The organism is Streptomyces sp. NPDC058307 (assembly GCF_042880295.1).
In the GTDB taxonomy this organism is placed as follows: domain Bacteria; phylum Actinomycetota; class Actinomycetes; order Streptomycetales; family Streptomycetaceae; genus Streptomyces.
Window position 1 is genome coordinate 1 of record NZ_JBHVYZ010000032.1, and the last position, 26,869, is coordinate 26,869.

The 26,869-nt window shown below is 70.5% G+C and carries 20 protein-coding genes and 1 pseudogene; 12 read left to right on the forward strand and 9 right to left on the reverse strand.

Going from position 1 to position 26,869, the window contains the following annotated elements:
- Positions 1-51 precede the first annotated feature (51 nt).
- Positions 52-1,632, forward strand: a pseudogene (locus ACFVYN_RS22805) (carbohydrate binding domain-containing protein); the annotation flags it as partial.
- Positions 1,633-1,696: 64 nt separating this feature from the next.
- Here the strand turns inward: ACFVYN_RS22805 and ACFVYN_RS22810 are convergent.
- From ACFVYN_RS22810 to ACFVYN_RS22825, 4 genes are all read right to left on the reverse strand, one after another.
- Positions 1,697-2,947 carry an alpha-L-fucosidase gene (locus ACFVYN_RS22810; RefSeq protein WP_390001307.1) on the reverse strand — a complete coding sequence of 417 codons (1,251 nt, stop codon included), beginning with the start codon at positions 2,945-2,947 and terminating at the stop codon, positions 1,697-1,699.
- 3 nt (positions 2,948-2,950) lie between these two features.
- Positions 2,951-5,998 carry an alpha-mannosidase gene (locus ACFVYN_RS22815; protein WP_390001309.1) on the reverse strand — a complete coding sequence of 1,016 codons (3,048 nt, stop codon included), beginning with the start codon at positions 5,996-5,998 and terminating at the stop codon, positions 2,951-2,953.
- 90 nt (positions 5,999-6,088) lie between these two features.
- Entirely contained in the window at positions 6,089-7,426 is a 1,338-nt protein-coding gene (locus ACFVYN_RS22820; RefSeq protein WP_390001311.1) for a 6-phospho-beta-glucosidase, read from the reverse strand.
- Positions 7,423-8,187, reverse strand: a complete 765-nt coding sequence (locus ACFVYN_RS22825) for a DeoR/GlpR family DNA-binding transcription regulator (protein ID WP_390001313.1) — start codon at positions 8,185-8,187, stop codon at positions 7,423-7,425. Before ACFVYN_RS22825 ends, ACFVYN_RS22820 begins: the two co-directional genes overlap by 4 nt.
- Positions 8,188-8,314: 127 nt before the next feature.
- Here ACFVYN_RS22825 and ACFVYN_RS22830 point away from each other — a divergent pair, with 127 nt between their 5' ends.
- The 7 genes from ACFVYN_RS22830 (at position 8,315) to ACFVYN_RS22860 (ending at position 19,152) form a co-directional block, all read left to right on the forward strand.
- Positions 8,315-9,475, forward strand: a complete 1,161-nt coding sequence (locus tag ACFVYN_RS22830; RefSeq protein WP_390001315.1) for a carbohydrate kinase family protein — start codon at positions 8,315-8,317, stop codon at positions 9,473-9,475.
- A gap of 64 nt (positions 9,476-9,539) precedes the next feature.
- Entirely contained in the window at positions 9,540-10,826 is a 1,287-nt protein-coding gene (locus tag ACFVYN_RS22835; protein WP_390001316.1) for an extracellular solute-binding protein, read from the forward strand.
- On the forward strand, positions 10,826-11,776 hold the full coding sequence (locus ACFVYN_RS22840; RefSeq protein WP_390001317.1) for a carbohydrate ABC transporter permease: 951 nt from the start codon (positions 10,826-10,828) through the stop codon (positions 11,774-11,776). Before ACFVYN_RS22835 ends, ACFVYN_RS22840 begins: the two co-directional genes overlap by 1 nt.
- 12 nt (positions 11,777-11,788) lie before the next feature.
- The gene (locus tag ACFVYN_RS22845; RefSeq protein ID WP_390001319.1) at positions 11,789-12,628 is read left to right on the forward strand and encodes a carbohydrate ABC transporter permease; all 840 of its coding nucleotides are present in this window, start codon (positions 11,789-11,791) and stop codon (positions 12,626-12,628) included.
- Positions 12,625-15,549 carry a glycoside hydrolase family 2 TIM barrel-domain containing protein gene (locus tag ACFVYN_RS22850; RefSeq protein ID WP_390001321.1) on the forward strand — a complete coding sequence of 975 codons (2,925 nt, stop codon included), beginning with the start codon at positions 12,625-12,627 and terminating at the stop codon, positions 15,547-15,549. Before ACFVYN_RS22845 ends, ACFVYN_RS22850 begins: the two co-directional genes overlap by 4 nt.
- Before the next feature lie 80 nt (positions 15,550-15,629).
- Complete coding sequence (locus ACFVYN_RS22855; RefSeq protein ID WP_390001323.1) at positions 15,630-17,456, forward strand: LamG-like jellyroll fold domain-containing protein; 1,827 nt, start codon at positions 15,630-15,632, stop codon at positions 17,454-17,456.
- 22 nt (positions 17,457-17,478) lie between these two features.
- Entirely contained in the window at positions 17,479-19,152 is a 1,674-nt protein-coding gene (locus ACFVYN_RS22860; RefSeq protein ID WP_390001324.1) for a PHP domain-containing protein, read from the forward strand.
- Between the two features lie 74 nt (positions 19,153-19,226).
- Here the strand turns inward: ACFVYN_RS22860 and ACFVYN_RS22865 are convergent, their stop codons facing one another.
- The 4 genes from ACFVYN_RS22865 to ACFVYN_RS22880 are packed head-to-tail and all read right to left on the reverse strand — an operon-like array spanning position 19,227 to position 23,017.
- Complete coding sequence (locus tag ACFVYN_RS22865; protein WP_355756133.1) at positions 19,227-19,682, reverse strand: MaoC family dehydratase; 456 nt, start codon at positions 19,680-19,682, stop codon at positions 19,227-19,229.
- A 14-nt stretch (positions 19,683-19,696) separates the two neighbouring features.
- A complete protein-coding gene (locus ACFVYN_RS22870; protein ID WP_390001326.1) occupies positions 19,697-21,202 on the reverse strand; it encodes a long-chain fatty acid--CoA ligase in 1,506 nt (501 codons plus the stop codon).
- Between the two features lie 10 nt (positions 21,203-21,212).
- Positions 21,213-22,088, reverse strand: a complete 876-nt coding sequence (locus ACFVYN_RS22875; protein ID WP_390001328.1) for an amidohydrolase family protein — start codon at positions 22,086-22,088, stop codon at positions 21,213-21,215.
- Between the two features lie 11 nt (positions 22,089-22,099).
- Positions 22,100-23,017, reverse strand: a complete 918-nt coding sequence (locus ACFVYN_RS22880; protein ID WP_390001330.1) for an SDR family NAD(P)-dependent oxidoreductase — start codon at positions 23,015-23,017, stop codon at positions 22,100-22,102.
- A gap of 197 nt (positions 23,018-23,214) precedes the next feature.
- On the opposite strand from ACFVYN_RS22880, the gene ACFVYN_RS22885 reads away from it, so the two are divergent.
- Genes ACFVYN_RS22885 through ACFVYN_RS22900 form a run of 4 tightly spaced genes read left to right on the forward strand, consistent with a single transcriptional unit; the run spans position 23,215 to position 26,372 of the window.
- The gene (locus tag ACFVYN_RS22885; protein ID WP_390001331.1) at positions 23,215-23,634 is read left to right on the forward strand and encodes a MarR family winged helix-turn-helix transcriptional regulator; all 420 of its coding nucleotides are present in this window, start codon (positions 23,215-23,217) and stop codon (positions 23,632-23,634) included.
- Positions 23,631-24,452, forward strand: coding sequence for an IclR family transcriptional regulator (locus tag ACFVYN_RS22890; protein ID WP_390001332.1), 822 nt, complete (start codon positions 23,631-23,633; stop codon positions 24,450-24,452). Before ACFVYN_RS22885 ends, ACFVYN_RS22890 begins: the two co-directional genes overlap by 4 nt.
- 58 nt (positions 24,453-24,510) lie before the next feature.
- Positions 24,511-25,707 (forward strand): sensor histidine kinase, encoded by a 1,197-nt coding sequence (locus tag ACFVYN_RS22895; RefSeq protein ID WP_390001334.1) that lies wholly within the window; start codon positions 24,511-24,513, stop codon positions 25,705-25,707.
- Positions 25,704-26,372 (forward strand): response regulator, encoded by a 669-nt coding sequence (locus ACFVYN_RS22900; protein WP_390001336.1) that lies wholly within the window; start codon positions 25,704-25,706, stop codon positions 26,370-26,372. Before ACFVYN_RS22895 ends, ACFVYN_RS22900 begins: the two co-directional genes overlap by 4 nt.
- Here ACFVYN_RS22900 and ACFVYN_RS22905 read toward each other — a convergent pair.
- Positions 26,369-26,776, reverse strand: coding sequence for a VOC family protein (locus tag ACFVYN_RS22905; protein WP_390001338.1), 408 nt, complete (start codon positions 26,774-26,776; stop codon positions 26,369-26,371). The genes ACFVYN_RS22900 and ACFVYN_RS22905 overlap by 4 nt on opposite strands.
- Between the last annotated feature and the right edge of the window lie 93 nt (positions 26,777-26,869).

Genomic DNA, 26,869 nt, shown 5'->3' on the forward strand with positions numbered 1-26,869 from the left:
TACGAAGTGGTACCACCGGTGACTGCGGCAGCTTGACAACAGCATTAGGAAGCCAACGTCCTCGCCAACCCCGGCTTCGAATCGGGGAGCCTCTCCCCCTGGACCTGCACCGGCAACCTCGGTTCGGTCGTCTCCTCTCCCGTGCACGGGGGCTCCAAGTCCCTTCAGGGAGCGGTGAGTTCGAGCGACAACGCCCAGTGCAGCCAGACCGTCGCCGTCCAGCCGAACACGACCTACTCGCTCAGCGGCTGGGTCCGCGGCTCCTACGTCTACCTCGGCGTGAACGGCGGCGCCTCCACCTGGACGAGCTCCCCGTCGGCGTACAGCCGGCTCACCACGAGCTTCACCACCGGTGCCGCGCAGACCAGTGCCACGATCTACGTCCACGGCTGGTACGCCCAGGGCACCTACTACGCCGACGACATCAGCCTCGACGGGCCCGGTGGTGGCGGGAGTTCGGACACCCAGGCGCCGAGCACGCCGACCGGGCTGGCCACCACGGGCAAGACGTCGTCCAGCGTGTCCCTGAAGTGGAACGCCGCCACGGACAACGTGGGCGTCACGGCCTACGACATCTACAGCGGCTCCACCAACGTCCTCGCCGTCTCCGGCACGTCCGCCACCGTCAGCGGTCTCTCGCCCAGCACGGCGTACACCTTCACCGTCAAGGCGCGTGACGCGGCCGGGAACACCTCCGGGGCCTCCAACTCCGTGAGCGTGACGACCGACGCGGGCGGCGGGGGCGGTACCGGCTTCAAGCAGGCCGCGCCGTATCTGTACGAGGGCTGGGGCGACCCGCCGAGCCCGAGCACGGTGATGAGCGCGACCGGCGTCAAGTGGTTCACGATGGCGTTCGTACTGGACTCCGGTGGCTGCAACCCCGCCTGGGACGGCAGCAGGCCGCTGACCGGCGGTGCCGACCAGACCGCCATCAACCAGATCCGTGCCGCCGGCGGTGACATCGTGCCGTCCTTCGGCGGCTGGCAGGGCAGCAAGCTCGGCGCCAACTGCTCCTCCGCGAGCGCGCTCGCCGCCGCCCTGCAGAAGGTGATCGACGCCTACTCGCTCAAGGCGATCGACATGGACATCGAGAACAGCGACGAGTTCGAGAACGAGGCCGTGCAGGCGAGGATCCTCACCGCGCTGAAGACGGTCAAGGCCAACAACCCCGGCCTGAAGACCATCGTCACCTTCGGCACCTCGACCACCGGCCCGACCTACTACGGCAACCGGCTCATCGAGCAGGCGCAGTCGCTGGGCGCGAACATCGACGTGTTCACCATCATGCCGTTCGACTTCGGCGGCGGCTCGGACATGTACGGCAGCACCGTGAACGCCACGGAGGGGCTGAAGGCCAAGCTGAAGTCCACCTTCGGCTGGGACGACGCCACCGCGTACGCCCACATCGGCATCTCCGGCATGAACGGCCTCTCCGACCAGCAGGAGAACACGACCCCGGCGATCTGGACCCAGATCCGGGACTGGGCGAACTCCCATCACCTCGCCCGGCTCGCCTTCTGGTCGGTCAACCGCGACCGGCCGTGCCCGGGCGGCGGAGTCGTCAGCAACTGCTCCGGCATCAGCCAGAGCACCTGGCAGTTCACCTCGATCACGGCCGGGTTCACCGGCTGAGCCCCGTCCCTTGCGGATGCCGGGCCACGGCGGCCTCAAAACCCGCCGTGGCCCGGCATCGCCGTCAGGACCGGCCCGCCCCCCGGTACAGCTCCAGTTCCCCGTCCAGCTCCACCTTGAGCACCGTGGCGTACGGATCGAGGTCGGCCTCGGCCGGCGGGTCGATCCACACGGTGCCCACGGCCTCGTGGAGTCCGCCGACCACCTGGTGGCCCAGTTCCTTGCCGGTGCCCAGGACGGTGACCCTGCGGACCGGGGTGACCAGGCCCCGCAGGCCCACTTCGGCGCGGGGCGCGTCGAAGAGCACCAGATAGAGCGTCCGGCCGTCCGCGGAGAGCGTGCTGGGCCCGTAGTGGTGCCCGGCGGGCAGCCCGCGCATGGTCCCGTACACGGCCTCGGAGTGCTTGTGGATCCACTCCCCCAGTCCCTCCAGGCGCTCCACCTGAGGCTCGGGGATGGTGCCGTCCTCCCGCGGGCCGACGTCGAGTAGCAGGTTGCCGCCCCCGCCGATGGTCTCGGTGAAATAGCGGATGAGCTGGGCGAGCGACTTGTAGTGGTGGTCGTGGTGCTGGTAGCCCCACGAGTCGTTGATCGTCAGGCACAACTCCCAGGGACCGTCGGGCGGTTCGATGGGGGCGCCCTGTTCGGGGGTGGCGTAGTCGCCCTCACTGAGCATGCGTGCGTTGAAGACGACGTCCGGCACGTACGACCGGATGAGCGCGGCGAGTTCGGGGATGCGCCACTGCTCCTCGCTGCGCTCCCACTCACCGTCGAACCACATCAGGTCGGGCCGGTAGCGGGAGGCGAGCTCCCGGATCTGGCCGTCCCGGTAGGCGATGAACCGCTCCCAGGCCGCCAGGTCCTCGTCCTCGGCCGCGACCTCGGAGTAGCGGTTGTCCTCCTGCTCCGGCGGGCGGCCCGGCTTGCGCGTGGAGGCGTAGTCCGGGTGGTTCCAGTCGGAGTGCGAGTAGTACAGGCCGACCTTCAGGCCCTTGTCCCGCAGCGCCTCGGCGTAGGGACCGAGGTAGTCCCTGCCGAGGTTCAGGTCGCCGAACTCCGTGTCCCACAGGGCCACTCCGTCATGGTGACGGCTCGTCAGCACCGCGTACCTCGCGCCCGCGCGGGCGAACAGGCCGGCCCACGCGCGGGGGTCGTACTTCGCCCCCGTGAAGCGCTCCAGCTGGGACATGTACTGCTCGTGCGGGACGATGTCGTCGTAGAACGACCAGGACTCCTGGACGCCGTCCACGGCGTAGATGCCCCAGTGGACGAAGATCCCCAACTTGGCGTCGGTGAACCACGGTTGCATCGGCACGGGTCAGCCCCTGCGCAGCCGGAGCGTCAGCACCTGGAAGGGGCGCAGCGAGACCGCCACGCCGCCGTCGGCGACCTCGGCCGTCTCGTCCTCCAGCGGGCGCTCCAGGAGGTCGGTGACCTGGGCGCCCGCCAGCGGGAACCCGGTGCGCAGCACGCCCCGGGCGCGGCCGCCGCCCGACTCGTAGAGACGGACCACGACGTCACCGGAGCCGTCGTCGGCGAGCTTGACCGCCTCGACGGTCACGCCCTCGCCGTCGACCGAGACGACCGGCTGGGGGGCGCCGGACGCGTCCGCCACCCGGAGCGGGAGGTTGAGGGAGTAGCCCTCGGCGACGGTGTCCTCGATGCTCGCGCCGGGCAGCAGCGCGTAGGTGAAGCGGTGCCTGCCCTGGTCGGCCTCCGGGTCCGGGATGCGCGGGGCGCGGACCAGGCTGAGCCGGACCGTGGTCGTCGTACCGCCGTCCTCACGGACCGTACGGGAGACGTCGTGGCCGTAGGTGGAGTCGTTGAGCACGGCGACGCCGTAGCCCGGTTCGCCGACGTGCACCCAGCGGTGCCCGGAGACCTCGAAACGGGCCGCCTCCCAGCTGGTGTTGGTGTGCGTGGGCCGCTGGACGTGGCCGAACTGGATCTCCGCCGAGGAGTGCGCGGCCCGCACGTCGATCGGGAAGGCCGCCTTGAGGATCTTCTCGGCCTCGTGCCAGTCGATGTCGGTCTCGAAGTCGATCCGGGGGCTGTCGGCGCGCAGGGTGATGGTCTGGGTGATCGTCGAGCCCTTGCCGAAGGCCCGGGTCACGCGGATCGCGCCGAGGAGCGGGTCCTCCGAGACGACCTCGACCGAGGTGGGCTCCAGCAGGTCCGTGTACCGGTTGTTGTAGTGCTTGTCGATGTCCCAGGCGTCCCAGTAGTTCGGGAGGTCGGTGTGCAGCCGGAGCAGGTTGCCCTTGTCGCCCAGCACCTCCCGGCCGGCCCGCAGGTCGAGGACGGACGACAGCGTGCCGTCCTCCGCAACCTCCACGCGCACCAGGCCGTTGTCGAGGACCCGGCCCTCGGCCTGCACGGGCTGGGCGGGCTTGGCGTCGACGAGCGGCGTGCTGCCGCTCGCGGGTACCTCGACGTACGCGAGAGCGCCCTCGGACGTGCGTACCACCTCGGCCCGGTCGAAGGGGCTGGTGTTGAAGACCCGCGTGTCACCGGCGCCCAGCGCGGCCACCGCCTCGGCGGTCAGCGCCTCCAACTCCTCGGCCACGCGCGCGTATTCGGCCTCCGCCTCGCGGTGCACCCAGGCGATCGAGGAGCCCGGCAGGATGTCGTGGAACTGGTGCAGCAGGACCGTCTTCCACAGGCGGTCGAGCTTCTCGTACGGGTAGGAGTAGCCCGGCGCGTGCAGCGCGGCCGTGGTCGCCCACAGCTCGGCCTCGCGCAGCTTGTGCTCGGAGCGCCGGTTGCCCTGCTTGGTGCGGGCCTGCGAGGTGTAGGTGGCGCGGTGCAGCTCCAGGTAGAGCTCGCCGACCCAGACGGGGGCGTCCGGGTACTCGGCGCGGGCCTGGGCGAAGAACTCGTCGGGGTGCTCGACGACGACCTTGGGCGAGCCCTCCAGGTCGGCGAGGCGCCGGGCCCGTTCCATGATCTCGCGGGTGGGGCCGCCTCCGCCGTCGCCCCAGCCGAAGGGGGCCAGCGAGCGCGTCCCGCCGCCCTTCTCGTTGTAGTTGCGGACCGCGCGGTCCATCTCCTCGCCGCTGAAGCGGGCGTTGTAGGTGTCGACGGGCGGGAAGTGGGTGAAGATGCGGGTGCCGTCGATGCCCTCCCACCAGAAGGTGTGGTGGGGGAACTTGTTGGTCTGGTTCCAGGAGATCTTCTGGGTGAGGAACCAGTCGTTGCCGGCGAGCTTGGCGAGCTGCGGGTAGGCGGCGGTGTAGCCGAAGGAGTCCGGCAGCCACACGCCCTTGGTCTCGACACCGAAGTGCTCGATGAAGAACCGCTTGCCGTGGACGAGCTGGCGGGCGATGGCCTCGCCGCCGGGCAGGTTGCCGTCGGCCTCGACCCACATGCCGCCGACGGGGGCCCACTGGCCCTTCTTCACGGAGTCCTGGATGCGAGCCCAGACGTGCGGGTAGTTGTCGCGCACCCACTCGTACTGCTGGGCCTGGGAGCAGGCGAAGATGAAGTCGTCGTACTCGTCGGCGAGCGCGGTGACGTTGGAGAAGGTGCGGGACGTCTTGCGCTTGGTCTCGCGGATGGGCCACAGCCACGCGGAGTCGATGTGGGCGTGGCCGACGCCGGAGATGGTGTGCGCGCTCGCGTGGGCGGGCTTGGCCAGCACCGGCACGAGGACCTCGCGGACGGCTGCCGCGCTGCCGGAGACGTCGTCCAGGTCGAGGGCGTCCATGGCCCGGTCCAGGGCGTGCAGGATCTCGTGGCGGCGGGGCTCGTGCTCCCCGAGGTGGACCATGACGCCGAGCAGCACCTGGAGGTCCAGGTCGAGGTGGAAGACCTCCTCGTCGAGGATCGCGAGGTCGGCGCGCTGGAAGGTGTAGAGGGGCGCGGAGCCGGCCGTGAGCTTGTCGCCCATCGGCGTGACCTTGGAGAAGTTGTCCTTGAGGATGTCCGGGTTGGAGGCGGCCTCGACCAGGTAGTCGATCTCCTCGCCGCCGTTCGCCGGGTTGGCGACGGGGACGTACTGGTTGAGCGGGTTGACGGCCTTCAGGGGGCGGCCGTCGGCGAGGTGGACCAGGGCCTCGGCCTGGTTGCCGGGCCAGTCGCCGACGAAGCCGAGGTCGATGACGGCCTCGACGCGCCTGCCGGCCCACTCGGCGGGCACCTGTCCGCGCATCCGGAACCAGGTGGTGCCCCAGGGCGGGCCCCACGGGGTGTTCATCGCGAAGGGCGTGTAGCGGGCGGCCGCGGCCTCCTCGAAGGAGACCGGCTCGCCCGGCGCCTGCCAGGCCTCGACCTCGAACGGGACGGTGGCCGCGTAGATCGCGGGCTTGATGCGCTGGTCGTGGGCGCGCTGGACGCGCTCCTCGATGCGGCGGCGTTCGTCGTGCATGAAGGGTCTCCAGGGAGGGAGAGGGCGAGCTGGTGGGGCCGGGGAGCGTGGGAAAAGCACCGCGGGGAAAGCGCTTTCCAAAAACCGTCGCTACTTAAGGTACGCGAGCCCCGGATGCACCAAGGTGTAGCCCTCGACCAGCTTGCGGGCGACATTGACGGAGTCGACCAGCGGGTGCAGCGCGAAGGCCTTCACCGCGGTCGCGCGCGAGGCGGACTCGGCGGCGGCCAGCACCTCCCGCTCGACCGCCTTGACCGAGCACACCAGGCCGTTGGCGTGGTCGGGCAGCGGGGCGACGGAGACGGGGTGGGCGCCGTTGGCGTCGACGAGGCAGGGCACCTCGATGACGGCGTCGTGGTCGAGCACGGAGAGCGTGCCCTGGTTGCGGACGTTGAGGATCAGGGTGGCGCGTTCGTCGCGGGCGATGGCCCGCATCAGGGCGAGGGCGACCTTCTCGTAGCCGCCGGAGAGGTCGTCGGCGTCGCGTTCGCCGGCACCGGCCGTCTCCCGGTTCTCGGACATGTAGGTGGCCTCGCGCTCGGCACGCGTGCGGTCCCAGACGTCCAGCGCCCTGGCACCGGGGGCGCCCACCTCGTCGTAGAACCGTGCCTGCTGGTCGGCGAGGAAGGCGCCGCGGGTCTTCTCGGCCTGCTGGTAGGAGCGGACGGCCTCGCGGTTGAAGTAGTAGTAGTGCAGGTACTCGTTGGGGATCGCGCCGAGCGACTGGAGCCAGTCGACGCCGAAGAGCTTGCCCTCCTCGAAGGAACCGAGCAGGTCGGAGTCGGCGAGCAGCCGCGGGAGCTCGTCCCGGCCGGCGATCTTCAGGCCCCGGACCCAGCCGAGGTGGTTGAGGCCGACGTAGTCGATCCAGGCCTCGTTGGGGTCGGCGCCGAGCACGCGGGCGATACGGCGGCCGAGGCCGACCGGGGAGTCGCAGATGCCGATGACGCGGTCGCCGAGGTGGCGGGACATGGCCTCGGTGACCAGGCCCGCCGGGTTGGTGAAGTTGATGACCCAGGCGTCGGGGGCGAGGCGGGCCACGCGCCGGGCGATGTCCACGGCCACCGGGACCGTGCGCAGGCCGTAGGCGATACCGCCCGCGCCGACCGTCTCCTGGCCGAGGACGCCCTCGTCGAGGGCCACCCGCTCGTCGTCGGCACGCCCTTCCAGGCCGCCGACGCGGATCGCCGAGAAGATGAAGTCGGCGCCGCGCAGGGCCTCGTCGAGGTCGGTGGTGGCGGTCACCGTGGGGGCGTCCGGGACCTGTGCCGCCTGCTCGGCGAGCACGCGGGACACCGCGGAGAGCCTGCGGGCGTCGAGGTCGTGCAGGACGACCTCGGTCACCCGGCCTTCCGCGCGGTCCGTCAGCAGCGCGCCGTACACGAGCGGGACCCGGAAGCCGCCGCCGCCAAGAATCGTCAGTTTCACCGTTGAGCCTTTCCTGCCAGGACCACCTCGACGCCCGCCTCCTCCAGGGAGGACCGGGTCACCGCGTCGACCGGCGCGTTCGTCACCACCACGTCCAGGGCCTCGGGACCGCAGACCTTCGCCATGCCCGTGCCCGGGAACTTGGCGGTGTCGGCGAGCAGGACGACCTTTTCGCTCGCCTTGATCATCGCCCGTTTCACCGGCACCTCCACGACCGTCGTGTCCATCACCTGCCCACCCGGGCGCACTCCACTGGTGCCGAGGAAGAGCCAGTCGGCGTGCAGCTGGCGCAGGTTGTCCTCGGTGAGGAAGCCGACCAGGGAGCGGTACTCGCGGCGGACCATGCCGCCGAGCAGCACCAGCTCGATGCCCTCGTCGTCGGCGAGCTCCTCGTAGACCACCAGGTTGCTGGTGATCACGGTGAGCCGGCGGCCGTGCAGCTGCCGGGCCAGCCGGTAGGCGGTGGTGCCGATGTCGAGCAGCACCGACTGGCCGTCCTGGACCAGCGCCGCGGCGCGGGCGGCTATGGCGTCCTTCTCGGCCACCCGGACCTCGGCGACCTCCTCGAAGGGCTGATCGCCCTCCTCGGCGCGCGCGCCGCCGTGCACCCGGGTGAGCAGTCCGTCCTCCTCCAGCTTGACGAGGTCACGCCGGATGGTGGCGGGGCTCACACCGAGCTGTTCGGAGAGGTCGGTCACAGCAGCGGGGCCGCCCGAGCGCAGGGCCCGCAGGATGAGTTGGTGTCGTCGTTCAGCCAGCACGCCGCGAACACTACTCGTCATCTTCAATCATTTCCATGCTCAGTTCTGCTTGGGTATTGACCAATCTCGCGGAGCAGCGCACGATTCCCGTCATCGAAATTGACGAGTTTTGACGAGAGGCGCTCACGTGGACGACGACCGGCCCGAGGTCCTGCTGACCGGGCTGCTCTTCTACGACCTCGTCCTGACAGGTCTGGGAAAGCCGCCGACACCGGGTGAGGAGATCTGGACGGCCGGCATGGGCTGCGGCCCCGGCGGCATCGCCAACCTGGCCGTGGCCGCCTCCCGCTTCGGCCTGCGCACCTCGCTGGCCACGGTCTTCGGCGACGACTTCTACGGCGCCCACTGCCAGGAGATCCTCGCGGGCCAGGAAGGCGTCGACCTCTCGCTCTCACGGGTCGCGGACGGCTGGCACACCCCCGTCACCGTAGCGCTCGCCCACGGTGACGACCGGGCGCTGGTCACCCACGGCCAGGAGCCGCCGTACTCGCAGGACACGCTCATGGGCGACCCGCCCGAGGCGCGCACGGCCCTGGTGCACCTGGAGGCCGAGCCGCGCGCCTGGCTCGCCAAGGCCGCCGCGAACGGCACGCAGATCTACGCGGACGTCGGCTGGGATCCCACCCAGGTGTGGTCGACCGACCTCCTCGACCAGCTGGCCCTGTGCCATGCCTTCCTGCCCAACGAGGGCGAGGCGATGGCCTACACCCGCACCGACAGCGCGGTCGCGGCGCTCGGCACGCTCTCCGAGCTGGTGCCGGTGGCCGTGGTCACGCGGGGCGGCGACGGGGCGGTCGCCGTCGACCAGATGACCGGCGAGTACGCGGACGTGCCGGCCCTGGACGTCGAGGTCCTCGACGCCACGGGCGCGGGTGACGTGTTCGGCGCGAGTTTCGTCGCGGCCTCGCTCGGCGGCTGGCCGCTGGAGGAACGGCTGCGGTTCGCCGTCCTCGCCGCCGGTCTGTCGGTACGGCATCACGGTGGGGCCCTGGCGGCGCCGGGCTGGTACGGAGTGGACCAGTGGTGGCGCTCGCTGACGGATCCCGATCTGCAGCGCGCGTACGGCTTCCTGGCCGACCGCATCCCCGCGGACGTGGGCCCGCCGGTCCACCACGCGCCGGTCACCCCGCCGGCCAGGCCGGCACCCGTCGCGCCCGTCACCCCGGGGGCCGAGCACCCACCGGCAGCACCGCGGACCCCGTCGGCCGAGCACGCCCCGATCGCCCCGGACAGCCCACCGTCCGCGCACTCCCCCGTCCTCCCGCCCGACACCGCACGGCAGCACTGATCCGCAAGCCCCCACGAGCCCCTCACACGCACGTTGCGAAAAGACCCGAAAGGCGGTGGGAGCTGTGCGGCTCTCACGAAGAGGCCTGTTCCGCGCGGGCCTGGGCGGTACAGCCGCCGCGGCACTCGGCGGCCTGGCCACCGGTTGCGCCGTGCCGGCCGGTTCCACCGGCCGGAACATGGTCCTCTGGTACTGGAGCGGCGGTCTCAGCGACACCGTCGTCAAGAACGCCAAGGCCCGTTACGGCGCTTCGGTGGACCTCCAGGCCATCCAGATCGGCGGCCAGTACCGCTCGAAGCTCATCACCACCATCACCGGCCGGGCCCACATCCCCGACATCGCGGGGCTCAAGGGCGAGGACATGGCCGCCTATCTGCCGAACGCGGACCAGTTCGTCGATCTGCGGACGCTGGGCGCGGACAAGTACAAGGACCAGTACCTGTCCTGGAAGTGGGACCAGGGCATCGCCGACGACGGCACGATGGTCGGCTTCCCGATCGACTGCGGACCGGTCGCGCATTTTTACCAGTACGACGTCTTCCGTAAAGCAGGGCTGCCGTACGAGCCCGACGACGTGAGCGCGCAGCTCGACACCTGGGAGAAGTTCTTCGACGCGGGCGTGCGGCTGGGCAGGCGGGTGCCGGGCGCGAAGCTGCTCACCGACATCAACTCGGTCTTCGAGAACGTCGTGCAGCAGGGCGCCGAGCGGTACGTCGACAAGGACCGCCACTTCATCGGCGACCGGGAACACGTGCGCCGGGCCTGGGCGCTGGCCGTGGAGGCCAAGCAGCGGAAGATCGTCTCGGACCTGGTCAGCGGTACCCCGGACCAGCTGTCGGCGATCCAGGACGGCACGCTGCCGAGCCAGCTGAACGCCTCCTGGGCCGCCTTCGACATCAAGAACGGCGTGCCGAAGACCAAGGGCAGGTGGCGGGTGGCGCAGATGCCGGTCAGGCCCGCCAACAACGGGGGCTCCTTCCTGTCGGTCACCAAGGAGTGCCGGGAGCCCGAGCAGGCCTTCGAGATCATCACCTGGATCCTCGACGCGTCCAACCAGGCGCAGGGTTACGTCGACGCGGGCCTCTTCCCCTCCACGCCCGCCTCCTACGGTCTCGAGCAGATGCGGGAGCCCGACCCGTTCTTCGGCGGCCAGGTCACCACGGACGTCTTCGGGCCGGCCGCGCAGAAGATCGTGGTCGCCTACAACAGCCCGTTCGACATCGCGCTCGGGCAGCCCATCAAGGACGAGATCAAGAACGTCGGCGTCCTCGGCAAGGATCCCAAGAAGGCCTGGAGTGACGCCATGAGCAAGTGCCGTCGCATCGCGAAGCACCTGGGGGTGAGCTACTGATGGCCGTCCTGGAGCAGACCGCGCCCGCGGTGGCGCAGCCGTCGCCCACGCGGCCCAAGAAGGGCTGGCGCAAGTACTGGCACCTCTACGCCGCGATCTCCCCCTTCTACCTGATCTTCCTCGGCTTCGGGCTCTTCCCGGTCGGCTTCTCGCTCTACCTGTCCTTCCACCGCTGGGACGGCCTCGGCCCGATGGAGTGGGCCGGACTCTCGCAGTACCAGTACCTGCTGAGCGACAGCGACTTCTGGAACTCGATCGGCAACACCCTCATCATCTGGGCGCTGGCCACCTTCCCCATGATCCTGCTGGCGATGGTCACGGCCGTGATGCTCAACTCCGCGGTCCGCTTCAAGGGCCTGTACCGCGTCGCGTACTTCCTGCCGAACGTCACCTCGGTCGTCGCGATCGCCATCGTCTTCGGCTCGATCTTCTCCACCAACGCCGGCATGGTGAACGCCGTCCTGCACGCGGTCGGGATCGACCAGGTGGCCTGGCTGAACACGCCGTGGGGCATCAAGGTCACCATCGCCGCGCTGATGACCTGGCAGTGGACCGGCTACAACGCCATCATCTTCCTCGCCGGACTGCAGACCATCCCGGGCGAGCTGTACGAGGCGTCGCGCGTGGACGGGGCCGGGCCCGTCCAGACCTTCTTCCGGATCACGCTGCCGCTGCTGCGGCCCACCCTGCTGTTCGTGCTCGTCGTCTCGACCGTCACCGGTCTGCAGAGCTTCTCCGAGCCACAGGTCCTGCTCCAGACCTCCTCCAACGACTCGACGTTCGCGGGCGGTCCGGGCCACTCGGGCCAGACGATGGTCCTCTACTTCTTCCAGCAGACCTTCGACAACAACGACTTCGGGTACGGCGCCGCGGTGGCCTGGGGCATCTTCCTCGTCGTCGTCCTCTTCTCGATCATCAACTGGCGCCTCGTGCAGCGCCGGGGCGACTAGGAAGGGCCCACCATGGCTTCCATCAAGGGGTCCCGCCGCAGAGGGATCGCGCTGCACCTCCCGCTGATCATCGGCACCCTGACCTCGGCGTTCCCGTTCTACTGGGCCGTGATCATGTCGACGCACAGCTCGACGGAGATCTTCTCCTACCCGCCGAAGCTGCTGCCGGGCACGCACTTCCTGGAGAACGTCCGCCATCTCTTCGACGCCGTCGACTTCTTCGGGTCGATGTGGAACTCGCTGCTGGTCGCGGTGTCGGTGACCTTCCTGGTCCTGCTCTTCGACTCCCTCGCCGCCTTCGTCTTCGCCAAGTTCGAGTTCCCCGGCAAGAACGCGCTGTTCGGGCTGCTCATGGTCATCTTCATGGTGCCGGCGCAGCTGTCGGTCATCCCGCAGTTCGTCATCATGGCGAAGATCGGCTGGATCGGCTCGATGACCGCGCTGATCGTGCCGGCCGCGGCCAACGCCTTCGGCATCTTCTGGATGCGCCAGTACATGAAGACGGCCATCCACGACGAACTGCTCGACGCCTCCAAGCTGGACGGCGCCAACTTCCTGCGCCAGTACTGGCACGTGGCGCTGCCGGTGGTCCGCCCCGGCCTCGCCTTCCTCGGCATCTTCACCTTCATGGGCCAGTGGAACGACTTCGCCTGGCCCCTGATCGCCCTGACCGACCCCGGCAACGTGACCCTCCAGGTCGCGCTGTCCCAGCTCAACGGCACCCACGGCACCACCGACTACGGCATCGTGATGACCGGCGCCCTGCTCGCCCTCGTCCCGCTGCTCATCGTGTTCGCGATCGGCGCCAAGCAGATCATCGGCGACCTCGCGAAGGGAGCCGTGCGCGGATGACGGACGATGCCCTGATCGCCCTGCGCCCGTGGGAGGCACCCGAGGTGACCTCCTGGGGACGGCTGCCCATGAACGCCGTCGACCGGCGCCCCGGAGCACTCCCCCTGGACGGCGACTGGCGTTTCCAGTTGCTGCCCACTCCGGACGCGCCGGTCGGCGGTGCCTGGTCCTCGGCGTACGTCCCCGGTGTCTGGACGATGCAGGGCACCGACGACCTGCCGCAGTACCTCAACGTCCGTATGCCGTTCCCCGAGTTCCCGCCCCACTCCCCCGCGTCGAATCCCACGGGGGTGTACGAACGTGAGCTGGACGTCCCGGTCGAGTGGGCCGGACACCGGATCGTGCTCCAGGTCGGGGCCGCCGAGAGCGTGCTGCTGGTGCACGTGGACGGGCGGCCCGTCGGCATCTCCAAGGACTCCCATCTGGCCGCCGAGTTCGACCTGACGGGCCTGGTCGCCCCCGGCTCACCCAGCACGCTGCGCCTCACCGTCGTCAAGTGGTCGGACGCCTCGCACATCGAGGACCAGGACCAGTGGTGGCACGGCGGGATCACCCGCTCGGTGCTGCTGTACGTGACGGACCCGCTGCATCTGGCGGACGTCACGGTGCGGGCCTCCCACGCCGGTGAGCTGCGGGTGGACTGCCGGGTCCGGGACACCGGTGGCGCGCTGCCCGAGGGCTGGTACGTCAGCGGGGAGCTGGACGGTCTGCTGCTGGCGCAGGACGCGGAGTTCGACCGGTTCAACCGGGAGGACGACCGGGTCTCCGACTTCCTCGGCGAGGCGCGGCTGGCCGCCACCGTCCCGGACGTCCGCACCTGGAACGCCGAGCTCCCCGAGCTGTACGACCTCACCGTCCGGCTGCACCGCGCCGACGGCACGGTCGCCGACACGGCACGGCACCGGATCGGCTTCCGGGACGTCGAGATCGCCGGCCGGGACCTGCTGGTCAACGGCGAGCGGGTGTTCGTCCGGGGCGTCAACCGGCACGACTTCCACCCGCTGACCGGGCGGACGGTGTCGTACGACGACATGCGCGCGGATCTGGTCACCCTGAAGCGGTTCGGGTTCAACGCGATCCGCACCTCGCACTACCCGAACGACCCGGCGCTGTACGACCTCGCCGACGAGCTCGGGTTCTACGTGGTCGACGAGGCGGACATCGAGTCGCACGACCACGCCCACGAGATCGCCGACGACCCGCGCTATCTGAACGCCTTCGTGGACCGGGTCTCGCGGATGGTGCTGCGGGACAAGAACCACCCGTCGGTGATCGTCTGGTCGCTGGGCAACGAGTCCGACTACGGGGCGAACCACGACGCGGCCGCCGGGTGGGTGCGCCGCCACGATCCGACGCGACCGGTGCAGTACGAGGGCGCGGCCAAGCTCGACTGGGCGGCCACCGACGACGCGTCCGACATCGCCTGCCCCATGTACGCCTCGCTGGAGGAGTGTGTGGAGCACGCGCTCTCCGGGCGGCAGACCAGACCGCTGATCTGGTGCGAGTACTCCCACGCCATGGGCAACAGCAACGGCACGCTCGCGGACCATTGGGCGGCCATCGAGTCAACCCCGGGTCTTCAGGGCGGGTTCATCTGGGAGTTGTGGGACCACGGCATTCTCCAGCGTGTGAACGACGGCAGACCGGTCGGGCGTGGGGGCGCCGGGCTGTATGACAACGGTGTCGCCGCGCCCGGGCATCGCTGGGCGTACGGCGGCGACTTCGGCGAGGTCCGCCACGACGGCGCCTTCATCGCGGACGGCGTGGTCCTGCCCGACCGCACGCCCAAGCCGGTGATATACGAGCACCGGGAGATCGCGGCGCCGGTGCGCATCGAGTGCTTCCGGCACGAGGGCATCGTGCTCGGCAACCACCAGCACTTCCGGGGCCTGGACTGGCTCGCCGCCGAGTGGGAGCTGTCCCTGGCCGAGGGCGGCACCCTGACCGCGCCCGCCGCGCTGCCCGATCTGCGGCCCGGTGAGACGGCGACGCTGCCGGTGCCGTTCGAGCTGCCCGAGGACGGCGGCGAGGCGTGGCTGACGCTGCGGGTGACGACCGCGGGCGACGAGCCGTGGGCGCCGCGCGGAACGGTGGTGTGCGTGCCCCAGGTGCGGCTGCGGGAGGCCGTGCGGGATGCTCCCGCGGCCGTGCGGAACCGTTCCGTCAGAGTCGACGACGACGGTCTCCTGATCCACCCCCTGCTCACCCGCGCCCCCGCACTCTCCCTGTGGCGCGCCCCCACCGACAACGACGAGCTCGGCGGCATGGCGGCGCGCTGGCGCGACTGGGGCCTCGACGCGCCGGTGCGCAAGGTCGCGCACATCCGGCAGACTCCCGGACGGGTCACCGTCCGGGCCGAGTACGCCACCGAAGCCGGTGTCGTCCGGCATGTACAGGTCCTCACGGCCGTCGAGGGCGGGATCCACGTAGAGGAGTCGGCCGAGCTGCCGGAGCGGCTCGACGACGTGGCACGGGTCGGCTCCGTGTTCGAGACGGTCGCCGGGCTCGACCTGATGGAGTGGTACGGACAGGGCCCCTGGGAGTCGTATCCGGACCGCGCCTTCGGAGCGCCGGTCGGGCATCACTCGGTGCCCGTGGACGCGTTGTTCACCCCCTATCTGCGTCCGCAGGAGAGCGGCGGCCGGCACGGTGTACGGCACTTCACGCTCTCCGCGCCGGACGCCACCGGCCTCACGGTCGTCCTGGACGAACCCCGCCAGGTCGGCGTGAGCCGGTACCGCGCCGCGGACCTCACCGCTGTGGCGCACCACGACGAACTCCTCCCGAGGGCGGGCTGTGTCGTGCACATCGACGCGGCCCACCGCGGCCTCGGCACCGCCTCGTGCGGACCCGACACCTTCGCCTCCTACCTCGTCGCGCCGGGCGTCCACCGCTGGAGCTGGACGCTGCGCGCGCTCTGAATCCTCTTCATCCCTCTTCATCCCCCTTCATCCCCCTTCTTCTTCACTTCCTTCTTCACTTCCCTTGCAACGGAGCACACGTGTGTACTTCGCATGAGCACGATCAGGCCGAGGCCGCGCAGGCCGGTGCCGGAAGACGCGGTTTCCTGCGGGCCACGGCGCTGCTGGGCGCGGCCGCCACGGCCGGGGTCGCGCTGCCCGCGGTGGCCGAGGCCGCCTCGGGCTCCACCTGGCGTCCCGACACCGAGAGCAGGCGGTTCACGCTCGCCGTCATGCCCGACACGCAGTACCTCTTCGACGGTCCGAGCATCGACAAGGCGCCGGTCGAGGCCTCGCTGCGGTATCTCCTGGAGCAGGGCAAGGAGGAGAACATCGTCTTCCTGTCCCACCTCGGCGATCTCACGCAGAACGGCGCGGCACCCGAGTGCGCCGCGATCGGTGAGGCGTTCGAGCTGCTCGACCGCCGGGGTGTCGGCTACAGCGTCCTGGCGGGCAACCACGACGTGAAGTCGTCCACCACCGACCAGCGCGGCGCGTCGCCGTACCTGGACGTGTTCGGTCCCGACCGGTTCCAGGGCCACAGGACGTTCGGGGGTGCCTCCCCGGACGGCTACAACACGTACCACCTGTTCAGGGCCGCGGGCCGGGAGTGGATGGTCCTCGCTCTGGACTGGCGGCTGTCGGACCAGGGGTACGCCTGGGCGAGGAGCGTCCTGGCCGCCCGTCCGAAGACGCCGGTGATCCTGACCACGCACGAGCTGGTCGTGGAGGACGACAGCCTGTCGGACTACGGTCAGCAGCTTTGGGACCGGCTCGTCAAGGACCACGACCAGATCTTCCTCACCCTCAACGGCCACTACTGGCCCGCAGGCCGGGCGACCCGCACGAACACGGCGGGCAACGACGTCCATCTGCACCTGACGAACTACCAGAACCGGTACTTCGGCGGCGCGGCCATGATCCGCCTGTACCGCTTCGACCTCGACCGCGGTGTGATCGACGTGGAGACGGTCTCCCCGTGGATCCTCGGCCGGGCCGCCAAGGGGCTCAACGAGCTGGAGCGGCAGGAGATCGAACTCAGCGGCGACGCAGACCGGTTCTCGGTCGACATCGACTTCGCCTCGCGCTTCGCCGGCTTCGACCCGGTGCCCGCGCGTGCGGCCCGCCCGGCGTCGAGGATGCTGATACCCGGGACGGCCGCGTACTGGCGCTTCGAGTCGGCGGTCTCCGGCACGGTCCGCGACCTCTCCGGCCGCGGCAACGACCTCACCGTCGTATCGGTGGGCGGCGGTTCGCTGGGCTGGTCCGCGGACCACCACCCCGACCAGCCCGGCCACGGCAGCCTGGAGTTCCAGGGCTACAAGTCTCCGCTCAAGGGCGCCTATCTGCAGACGGTCGACAAGGCGCCGCTCAACTCGGCCGTGTTCAAGGACGGTTACACCATCGAGGTGTTCTACCGCATGCCCGCCGACTGGGACCCGGACCACAACGCCTGGTCAGGACTGGTCAGTCGACGGGGAACCGGCGGCGGCGCGGGCAAGACCGGTGACGATCCCGACGAGCCGCTCGCCACCCTCTCCCTCTCCAACGACCGCGAGCCCCAGTGGGCCATGCGCCCGCTCAACCAGGAGGGCATCGCGACCAACTGGGGCCAGGAGACACCGCTGGAGACGTGGTGGCACCTCGCCGTCGTCAACGACGGCAGGCACTCCACGCTGTACGTCCAGGGCTGCCCGGTGGTCCGCAACCCGAAGGCGCCCGCCGTCGGGATCGCCTCGGTCGGACTGCCGTGGCTGGTGGGCGGCTACACGTATGCCGACAAGATCGACCAGATCTTCCACGGCCGTCTCGGTGACGTCCGGATCGTCTCACGGGCGCTCCCCGTCTCCTCCTTCATGACTCACTGACCGCCCATTTTCGAGGATCACCATGACCGAGCAGCAGCTGCCCTCCTGGGCAGACCCCTCCGTCAACCCCTCCGACCTCGACGCGCAGGGCGTGTCGAGACGCGGACTCCTGCGCCGCGCGGGCCTGTTCGGGGCCGCGTTCGCCCTCGGTTCGGCGACGACCCCCGCCTTCGCCGCTTCCGGGAAGCGGGGCTTCGGCGGCGAGGACCCGCACCTCGCCTACCTGGTGGGCGACCACCACGTGCACTCCGTCTACAGCCACGACGCCAAGTACACGTTCTCCCAGCTGGCCACGGCCGCCGCGAGGTACGGCCTCGACTGGATGGTGTTCAACGAGCACTCCAACTTCGGACACGCATACTACGGCGCCAAGTTGGAGCATGCGGAGATCGTCAAGGCACGTGCGGAGAACCCGCGCCAGCTGATCTTCCAGGGCCTGGAGTGGTACATCCCGGCGGCCGAGCACTGCACGGTGTTCGCGGCCCCCGGCCCGCACGAGACCGACCTGCTCACGCAGTTCGAGCTCGCCTACGACGGCAAGCTCCTGGGCTACACCGAGGGATCCTCGGGCGCCGCCGACACAGCGCGCAACGAGGCCCACGCCGTCAAGGCGATCAAGTGGCTGGCGGAGCAGCGTCGTTCGGGCTACGTCGACGACGTCCTCGTCATCGCCAACCACCCGCTGCGGCTCGGCATCGACTCCCCGCACGAGATGCGGGGCTGGCGGGACGCGGCCCCCGAGGTCATGATCGGCATGGAGGGCGCACCCGGCGCCCAGGGCGCGGCGATCCCGGGCTGGCGCGGGGCGGCCTCGATTCGCGGCGAGTACGAGAACAAGCCCTCGGCGCAGTCCTGGCAGGGCTATCCGGCGGACGCGTATGTGACGTACGGCGGCTTCGACTGGGCGACGGCGACCGTCGGCGGGCTGTGGGACTCGATGCTGGCCGAAGGCAGCCTGTTCTCGATCACCACGAACTCCGACAACCACCGCACCGTCTTCGACACCTGGAAGAACGGCGACTGGCCGGCCGGGCAGAACTTCGACAACACCGGCAAGCTGCCCGACCCGGTGAACACCGACACCCCGCAGCCCGGCAGCGACTTCTGGCCGGGCGAGTTCAGCCGCACCCACGTCGGCGTGACCCGCTACGGCTACCGCGCGGTCATGGCGGGCCTGCGCGCGGGCCGTGTCTGGGCGGACCACGGGCATCTGCTCGACGGGCTCGACGTCCGCGTGAAGCGGGACTGCGACTCCGGGCGCGGTGTGACGCTGGGCGGACGGCTGCGGGTCCGCAAGGGCGAGAAGATCACGCTGTACGTCACCGTCACCACCGCCTCCCGGCCCAACCCCCAGGGAATCCTGCCGGAGTTGGCGCACGTGGACGTGATCCGGGGCGCGGTGCGGGGTCCGGTGAGCGACCGGGACGGCTGGAAGGCGCCCGACACCAGGGTCGTAGAGACGAAGGACGTGTCGGGGCGGAAGGGGACGTACACCCTGCGCGTCCCGCTGACCGCCGGGGACGAGTCGTTCTATGTGCGGCTGCGCGGCGGCGACGGCAAGCGGCACGGTACGGGCTATCTCGGTGCCTCGGTCGACCCGCACGGGCCGGTTCCGCACGAGCCCGGTGACGGTGACCCGTGGGCGGACACGTGGTTCTATTCCAACCCCGTGTTCGTGGACGTGGCGGGAGCCTGATGCAGGGCACACCCCGGGCGGGAGCTGGTCCCGGCCGGGGTGTGCGCTGCGTCGAAGGCCGTGTACGCGGACCGTCAGGCGTAGAAGCGCGACAGGCTCTGCAGCACCGCCGCCGGCTTGGCGCCGCCCTCGATCTCTATCGCCCCGTCGACGGTGACCTGCACACCGCCCGGGACCTCCTCGACGTCCGTGAGCTTGGCAACGAGACGGATGCGGGAGCCCACCTTCACCGGGGAAGGGAAACGGACCTTGTTCAGGCCGTAGTTGACCTTCGTGGTGACGCCCTGGACGTCCAGCAGCTCGGTGAAGAGCGGGATGAAGAGGGAGAGCGTGAGGTAGCCGTGGGCGATGGGGGCGCCGAAGGGGCCTGCCGCCGCCTTCTCGGGGTCCACGTGGATCCACTGGTGGTCGCCCGTGGCGTCGGCGAAGGTGTTGACGCGCTCCTGGGTGACCTCGATCCACTCGCTGGTGCCGAGGTCGCTGCCGGCGAGCTTCTTCAGTTCGTCGATGCCGTTCACGGTGACGCTCATGTAGTTGTCCTTACCTAAGAGTGGGAGCCGAAGCGCTTGCGCACCCGGGACTTGAGGAGCTTGCCGGAGGCGGTGCGCGGGAGTTCGTCCGCGATCACCACCGACTTGGGGATCTTGTACTTGGCGAGCCGTCCGGCCAGCGAGGCCAGGACCTCGTCGGGGTCGGGCGCGGCGCCCTCGCGCGGGACGACGACCGCGCGCGGCACCTCGCCCCACTTGTCGTCCGGGACGCCGATGACCGCGCACTCGGCGATGTCCGGATGGCCGAGGAGCAGGTCCTCGATCTCGGCGGGGTAGATGTTCTCGCCACCGGAGATGATCATGTCCTTGATGCGGTCGACGATGAAGACGTATCCGTCCTCGTCGACGCGGGCGGCGTCCCCGCTGCGGAACCAGCCGTCCGCGAAGGAGGCGGCGGTCTCCTCGGGCAACCCCCAGTAGCCGGGCATGACGTGCGGGCCGCGGAGCACGACCTCGCCGGTCTCGCCGACGTCGACGGGCGCCAGGTCCGGCCGTACGACCCGGACGTCGCTGAAGAAGTGCGGTACGCCCGCCGAACCCGCTTTGCTGATGGCGTGCTCGGCGTCCAGGAACAGGGTTCCGGGAGAGGCCTCGGTCATGCCGTAGCCCTGGAGGAAGGTGAGCCCGCGCTCCTGGTACGCGGCGATGAGGGGGGTCGACACCGGGGAGCCGCCGCAGGTCAGGATGCGCAGGGAGGACAGGTCCGCGTCCGCCCAGCGCGGGTGCCTCGCCACCTGCTCGAACATCGTCGGCACCCCGAACATGAAGGTGATCCGGTGCCGTTCGATCAGGTCGAAGGTGGCGCTGGGGTCGAAGGCCTCGACGAGGACGCAGGTGCCGCCCTTGAGCAGCACCGGCAGGGTCAGCATGTTCAGGCCGGCCGTGTGGAACAACGGGGCGGAGACCAGGGCCCGTTCGTCGGCGATCAGGTCGGTGTCGACGAGGACGTTGATCGCGTTCCACGTCAGGTTGCCGTGGGTGAGCATGGCGCCCTTGGGGCGGCCGGTCGTGCCCGAGGTGTACATGATGATGCAGGTGTCGTCGGCGGTGACCGGCTCGTCGATCGGTTCCGCCGCCGAGTCGGCGAGCAACTGCTCGTATTCGGGACCGACTTCGACGTACGTACGGACGTCGGTGCTGCCCGGCAGTCCGGCGACGAGACCCGCGTGCGAGGGGCCGTAGACCAGTGCCCTGGCTCCGGAGTCGGAGAGCTGGTAGCCGATCTCCGGTCCGGCGAGGCGGGTGTTGAGGGGGACGAAGACCGCGCCGAGGGAGCCGGCCGCGAACAGCGTCTCCAGGTAGGAGGGGTGGTTGGGGCCGAGGTAGGCGACCCGGTCGCCGCGCCGGATGCCCCGGGCGCGCAGGGCGTGCGCGAGGCGGGTGACGCGGGTGTGCAGTGCGGCGTAGGTGACCGTCGTGTCGCCGTGGATCAGGGCGGTGCGGTGCGGGGTCTTGCGGGCCCGGCGTGCGGGCCACGAGCCCAGTCCCTCGTTGCGCATCTGAGGCCCCTTATGGCTTGGTCAGCCCGAGCAGACGGGCGGCGTTCTCCTTGAGGATCTTCGGCTTGACCTCGTCCTTGATCGACAGCTTCTCGAAGTCGGCGAGCCAGCGGTCGGGGGTGAGGACGGGGAAGTCGGAGCCGAAGAGGACCTTGTCCTTGAGCAGCGTGTTGGCGTACTGCACGAGCTGCGGCGGGAAGTACTTCGGCGACCAGCCGGACAGGTCGATGTGCACGCCCGGCTTGTGGGTGGCGACGGCGAGGGCCTCGTCCTGCCAGGGGAAGGACGGGTGCGCCAGGATGATCTTCAGATGCGGGAAGTCGGCGGCCACGTCGTCCACGTGCAGCGGGTTCGAGTACTTCAGGCGGATGCCGCCGCCGCCCGGGACGCCGGCGCCGATGCCGGTCTGGCCGGTGTGGAAGAGGGCGATCGTGCCGGTCTCCTCGATGACCTCGTAGAGGTCGTAGGCCACCGCGCGGTCGTTGGGGAAGAAGCCCTGGATGCTGGGGTGGAACTTGAAGCCCTTCACCCCGTACTCCTCGACCAGGCGGCGGGCCTGCTTGACGCCCGCCTTGCCGCGGAACGGGTCGATGGACGCGAAGGGGATGAGGACGTCCGCGTTGGCGGCGGCCGCCTCGGCGACCTCCTCGTTGGGGACGGGGGCCGTGCCGGTCGCGGACTCGGCGTCCACCGTGAAGATCACGGCGGCCATCTTCCGCTCGCGGTAGTACGCGGCGGTCTCCTCCAAGGTCGGCTTCCGCTTGCCCTGGACCTTGAAGTAGGCCGAGGAGGCGTCGTGCAGGTCGTCGTCGAGGGAGGAGTGGCCCTTGGAGGACACCTCGGCGTGGGTGTGGACGTCGATGGCGACCAGGTCCTCGATGTTCATGGAGAGGTCCATCACGCCTCCGGAAGCTTCGGGGCCGGGATGCCGACCGTCTGGAGCTCGGCACCGACCGACGTCGGGAAGGCGTCGGCCAGGGTGTCGGGGGTCCAGCCGCCGTCCGCGTACGCCGTCCTGATCTCCTGCGGATGGGACCAGAGTGCCACCTTGTCGCCGCCGATGCCGATGGCCTGGCCGGTGATGCCCCGGGCGGCCTCCGAGGCGAGGAAGGGCACGAGGGCCGCGCAGTCCTCGGGGGTGCCGAAGCCCTCGCCCTTGCGGAGGAAGTCCGGGAGGGGCTCGCCGTTCTTCATGGCCTCGATGTACGGGGCGAAGGCGGGGATGGTCTCGGTCATCGCGGTGGCCGCGACGGGCACGATCGCGTTGACGGTGATGTTCGCGCGGCCCAGTTCCATGGACCAGGTGCGGGCGAAGGCGGCGATGCCGGCCTTGGCGGCGGCGTAGTTCGTCTGGCCGAAGTTGCCGCGCTGGCCGGCCGGGGAGCCGACCAGGATCAGGGTGCCGCCCTCGCCCTGCTCGCGCATCCGCACGGCGGCGGCGCGGGCGCAGGTGAAGGTGCCCTTGAGGTGGGTCGTGATCACCGCGTCGAAGTCGTCGTCGGTCATCTTCCACAGCACCTTGTCACGCAGGATGCCCGCGTTGGTGACCAGGATGTCGAGCCGTCCGAACTCCTCCACGGCCCGGCTGACCAGGCGCTCCGCGGCCTCGGTGGTGCCGACCGGGACGACCTCGGCGACGGCGGTGCCGCCCGCCTCGGTGATGGACTTCACGGCCTGCTCGGCGACCGCCTCGTCGACGTCGTTGACGACCACGCGGGCGCCGTGGGCGGCCAGGGCGTGTGCGTAGGCGAGGCCGAGGCCACGGCCACTGCCGGTGACGACGGCGACCTTGCCGGTGAGATCGATGCTGGGCACGAGGAGGTCCCTTCACGAACGGATGCATGCGGGTGCGGCTACGAGATCGAAGCTAAGAGCAATAATTGTTGACGTCAATAGTTGTTGGAGACCTGTCCGTAAGTCATGCTGGAATGCGCATGCCGCACCGACCCAGGGAGCCCGCCATCACACGCCAGCACGTCACCCCGAAACCCATCGACTCGGAGGAGCCGTGGATGCGCGGGCTGCACGCGGACACCGGTTATCTGCTGTACCGCCTCGGCCTGCGCTCGGGTCAGCTGTTCAACACGTTCCTCCAGGAGTCGGGGCTCAGGCTGCGGCACTACGCGGTGCTGCGCTATCTCGCCGGCGCCGAGGGCGCCCTCCAGCGGGAGCTGAGCACCCGGCTCGGCTACGACCCCAGCGCGATCGTCGGCCTGGTCGACGACCTGGAGAAACTGGGCCTGACCGAGCGCCGCCCCTCCCCGGACGACCGCCGCAGCAAGATCGTCGTGCTCACCGAGGACGGCCGTGCCTTCCTGCGCGGCACCGACGAGGCGGGCCGGCGGGTCACCAACGACCTGCTCGCCCCGCTCGACGCAGCCGAGCGCGAGACGCTCCAGGCCCTCCTGCTGAGAGTCGCCGACCGGCCATGACGGCCCGCCCCCACTCCCGGCCTCTCGCGCGCGGGGGGACGCCCACCGCGCCGGACCGGCTGCTGTCCGTCCTCGCCGCGTTCGACCACGACCATCCGGCGCTGTCCCTGACCGACATCAGCCGGCGGGCCGGGCTGACGCTGACGACGACGCACCGGCTGGTGGGCGCGCTGACCGAGTGGGGCGCCCTGGAGCGCGACGACGCCGGCGTCTACCACGTCGGGCTCCGCCTGTGGGAGGTCGCCGCGCTCGCGCCGCGCGGGGTCGCGCTGCGGCAGCTGGCGCTGCCGTATCTGGAGGACCTGTACGAAGCCACCCACGAGAACGTGCAGTTGGCGGTGCGGGACGGCTCGGACGTCGTCTACATCGAGTGGATCGCGGGGCGTTCGTCGGTCGGCGTGCACATCCGGGTGGGGGCGCGCTGGCCGCTGCACGCCACCGGCGTCGGCCTGGTGCTGCTGGCGCACTGCGCGCCGGGCGAGCAGGAGGAGTACTGCGCGAGCCCGCTCGCCGTGTTCACTCCGTACACCATCGCCGAACCGGTGCGGCTGCGCCGGGTCCTGGCCGAAGTCCGGCGCACCGGCGTCGCGGTGAGCAGCCGTCAGGTCACCGACGACGCCCTGTCGGTGGCCGCCCCCGTGTGCGGACCCGACGGGTCGGTGGTCGCGGCCGTGTCGGTCGTCGTGCCCCACGCCGACGCCCAGGTGCCGGCGCTGATCCCGGCGGTACGGCTCGCGGCGCTCGGGATCTCGCGGGCGCTGGGCTGGCAGCCGACGGTCGCACCCCGTTCGGGCGCCGGATATCCCTCTCACCGGTGAGGTCCCGGCCGCACCGGCGTCGTGATACTGGGACGGCCCCGGCCCCGAGGAGCCGCTCATGTCCGCCGTCCGGTCCTGGTACGCCCGTGTCGTGACCCGTCTGAGGACGACGAACCCCTACGTCGTCGACAGCGCGCTCGCCGTGCTGGTGCTGTTCGCCGCGTCCCTCCAGTGGATGTTCCCGGACGAGGGCGACGACCCGCTGAGCCCGGTGGGCTGGCTGCTGGGCGCCGCCACCGCCGTCCCCCTCGTCTGGCGGCGCCGCCATCCCTACGCGTGCGCCCTGGCGGTCTCGGCGGCCACCACGGCGATGGCCTACTACCACGCACCGCCCCCGGACGTGCTCTACGGCGGACTGGTCGTCCTCTACACCATGGCCGCCCAGGGCCTGCCCTGGCAGCGCCGCTCGATGCTGGCGAGCTGGCTGCTCGGGGCCGTGCTGACCATGCAGCACAAGGAGCACTCCGAGCCCTTCGAGTACGCCTTCCACATCACCGGCATGATCTGCGCCTACGGCCTCGGCGTCCTGGCCCGCGTCCAGCGCGCCTACACCGCCGCCGTCGAGGACCGGGCCCGCCGCCTGGAACGGGAGCGGGCCGCGGAGACCGCCCGGGCCATCGCCCAGGAACGCTCCCGCATCGCCCGGGACATGCACGACATCCTCGCGCACGCGGTGAGCCTGATGGTCGTCCAGGCGGAGGCCGGACCGGTCGTGGTGCGCAGCGACCCGGCCCGCGCCGAGGCCGCGTTCGACGCGATCGCGGCCAGCGGCCGGGACGCGATGGCCCAACTGCGCCGGATTCTCGGCGTGTTGAAGGAGGAGGAGCGCCGGGGCGGCGCCACCCGGCTGCCCCAGCCGGATCTCGCAGGACTCCCGGCCCTGGTCCGGCAGGTCTCCGAATCGGCCGGCCTGCGGGTCGAATTGAGCGTGCGCGGACTGCCGCGTCCCCTTCCCCCGGACACCGAGGTCGCCGCCTACCGCGCGGTGCAGGAAGCCCTGACCAACACGGTCAAGCACGCGTACGCTTCCTGCGCACAGGTGGAACTCGACTGGGCGGAGGACGAGTTGACCCTCTCGGTGACCGACGACGGCAGGGGCCCCGCGCACACGGGCGGCGGACAGGGGCTGATCGGCCTCAGGGAGCGGGCGGCCGCCTGCGGGGGCAGCGCGCAGGCCGGTCCGGGTCCGGAGGGGGGCTTCCGGGTCGTCGTACGGCTGCCCGTCACCGCGGGCCGGGAAGCGGCCCTCGGGTGAGCATCCGGGTGGTCGTCGCCGACGACCAGGAACTGGTCCGCAGCGGCTTCACCATGATCCTGGAGGCGCAGCAGGACATCGAGGTGGTCGCCGAGGCCGGGGACGGCGCCGAGGCGGTGGCCGCGGTGCAGCGCCACAGGCCCGACGTCCTGCTCCTCGACATCCGGATGCCCGTCATGGACGGCCTGGAGGCGGCGCGGCGGGTGTGCGCGCAGTCCAGTTGCAAGGTGGTCATGCTGACCACGTTCGATCTCGACGAGTACGTGTACGACGCGCTGTACGCGGGCGCCAGCGGCTTCCTCCTCAAGGACGTGCGCCGGGACGACCTCGTGCACGCGGTCCGCGTGGTGGCGGGCGGCGACTCGCTGCTCGCGCCGACCGTCACCCGCCGCCTGGTCGCGGACATCGTGCGCCGCCGCCGCGAGGAGGCCGCCACCGGGGCCACCCCCGACCGCCTGGACGTCCTGACGGCCCGCGAGGTGGAGACCCTGCGGATGCTGGCCCGGGGGCTGTCCAACGCGGAGATCGCCACGACCCTGTTCGTCAGCGAGCACACGGTCAAGACCCATGTCAGCAACGTGCTGAGCAAGCTGGGTCTGCGGGACCGGGTCCAGGCGGTGATCTGCGCGTACGAGACGGGGTTGGTTACCCCGGGTACTCCCTAGTCCCCGAGTTCGGTGAACAGGGTCAGCTGGAGCGAACCGGGCGCCTCCAGGCGGGAGTTGAGCGAGTTCCAGGGCGTTCGGGTCGGCTCGGCGACCACCTCCGCGCCCGCCTCGGCCAGCCGGGCGGTGGTGCCGGTCGAGTCGTCGACCTCGAAGGCGACCCTGATGTGCCCGGCGACCCGTCTGCCGACCTCCACCTCGTCGATGAACGCGGCATGGTTCGGATCGGTGAGCTCCAGTGTCGCCCGCCCGGCCTCCAGGATGGTGACCCGCCCGCCGGGCGAGGAGAACGCGGCCCGTTCGGGGAGTCCCAGGACGTCCCGGTAGAAGCGCAACGCCTCGTCGTAGTCGTCCGCCGTGACGACGAGCCGGAGTTCACGGACAGCGGGTGGTACCTCGGACATACGGCCTCCTCGATGGTGTCTGCATGGTCAACTCCCGGACCGGTACCGAAGATTCCTCCCTCCGGAGAGTGAGGGAGCACCCCGTCTCACCCG

Excerpts from the sequence above, each read along its gene's own strand:
- ACFVYN_RS22815 (WP_390001309.1), bottom strand. The coding sequence starts at position 5,998 with ATGCACGACGAACGCCGCCGCATCGAGGAGCGCGTCCAGCGCGCCCAC.
- ACFVYN_RS22840 (WP_390001317.1), top strand. The coding sequence starts at position 10,826 with ATGGCCGTCCTGGAGCAGACCGCGCCCGCGGTGGCGCAGCCGTCGCCC.
- ACFVYN_RS22845 (WP_390001319.1), top strand. The coding sequence starts at position 11,789 with ATGGCTTCCATCAAGGGGTCCCGCCGCAGAGGGATCGCGCTGCACCTC.
- ACFVYN_RS22850 (WP_390001321.1), top strand. The coding sequence starts at position 12,625 with ATGACGGACGATGCCCTGATCGCCCTGCGCCCGTGGGAGGCACCCGAG.
- ACFVYN_RS22860 (WP_390001324.1), top strand. The coding sequence starts at position 17,479 with ATGACCGAGCAGCAGCTGCCCTCCTGGGCAGACCCCTCCGTCAACCCC.
- ACFVYN_RS22865 (WP_355756133.1), bottom strand. The coding sequence starts at position 19,682 with ATGAGCGTCACCGTGAACGGCATCGACGAACTGAAGAAGCTCGCCGGC.
- ACFVYN_RS22870 (WP_390001326.1), bottom strand. The coding sequence starts at position 21,202 with ATGCGCAACGAGGGACTGGGCTCGTGGCCCGCACGCCGGGCCCGCAAG.
- ACFVYN_RS22875 (WP_390001328.1), bottom strand. The coding sequence starts at position 22,088 with ATGAACATCGAGGACCTGGTCGCCATCGACGTCCACACCCACGCCGAG.
- ACFVYN_RS22885 (WP_390001331.1), top strand. The coding sequence starts at position 23,215 with ATGCGCGGGCTGCACGCGGACACCGGTTATCTGCTGTACCGCCTCGGC.
- ACFVYN_RS22890 (WP_390001332.1), top strand. The coding sequence starts at position 23,631 with ATGACGGCCCGCCCCCACTCCCGGCCTCTCGCGCGCGGGGGGACGCCC.
- ACFVYN_RS22895 (WP_390001334.1), top strand. The coding sequence starts at position 24,511 with ATGTCCGCCGTCCGGTCCTGGTACGCCCGTGTCGTGACCCGTCTGAGG.
- ACFVYN_RS22905 (WP_390001338.1), bottom strand. The coding sequence starts at position 26,776 with ATGTCCGAGGTACCACCCGCTGTCCGTGAACTCCGGCTCGTCGTCACG.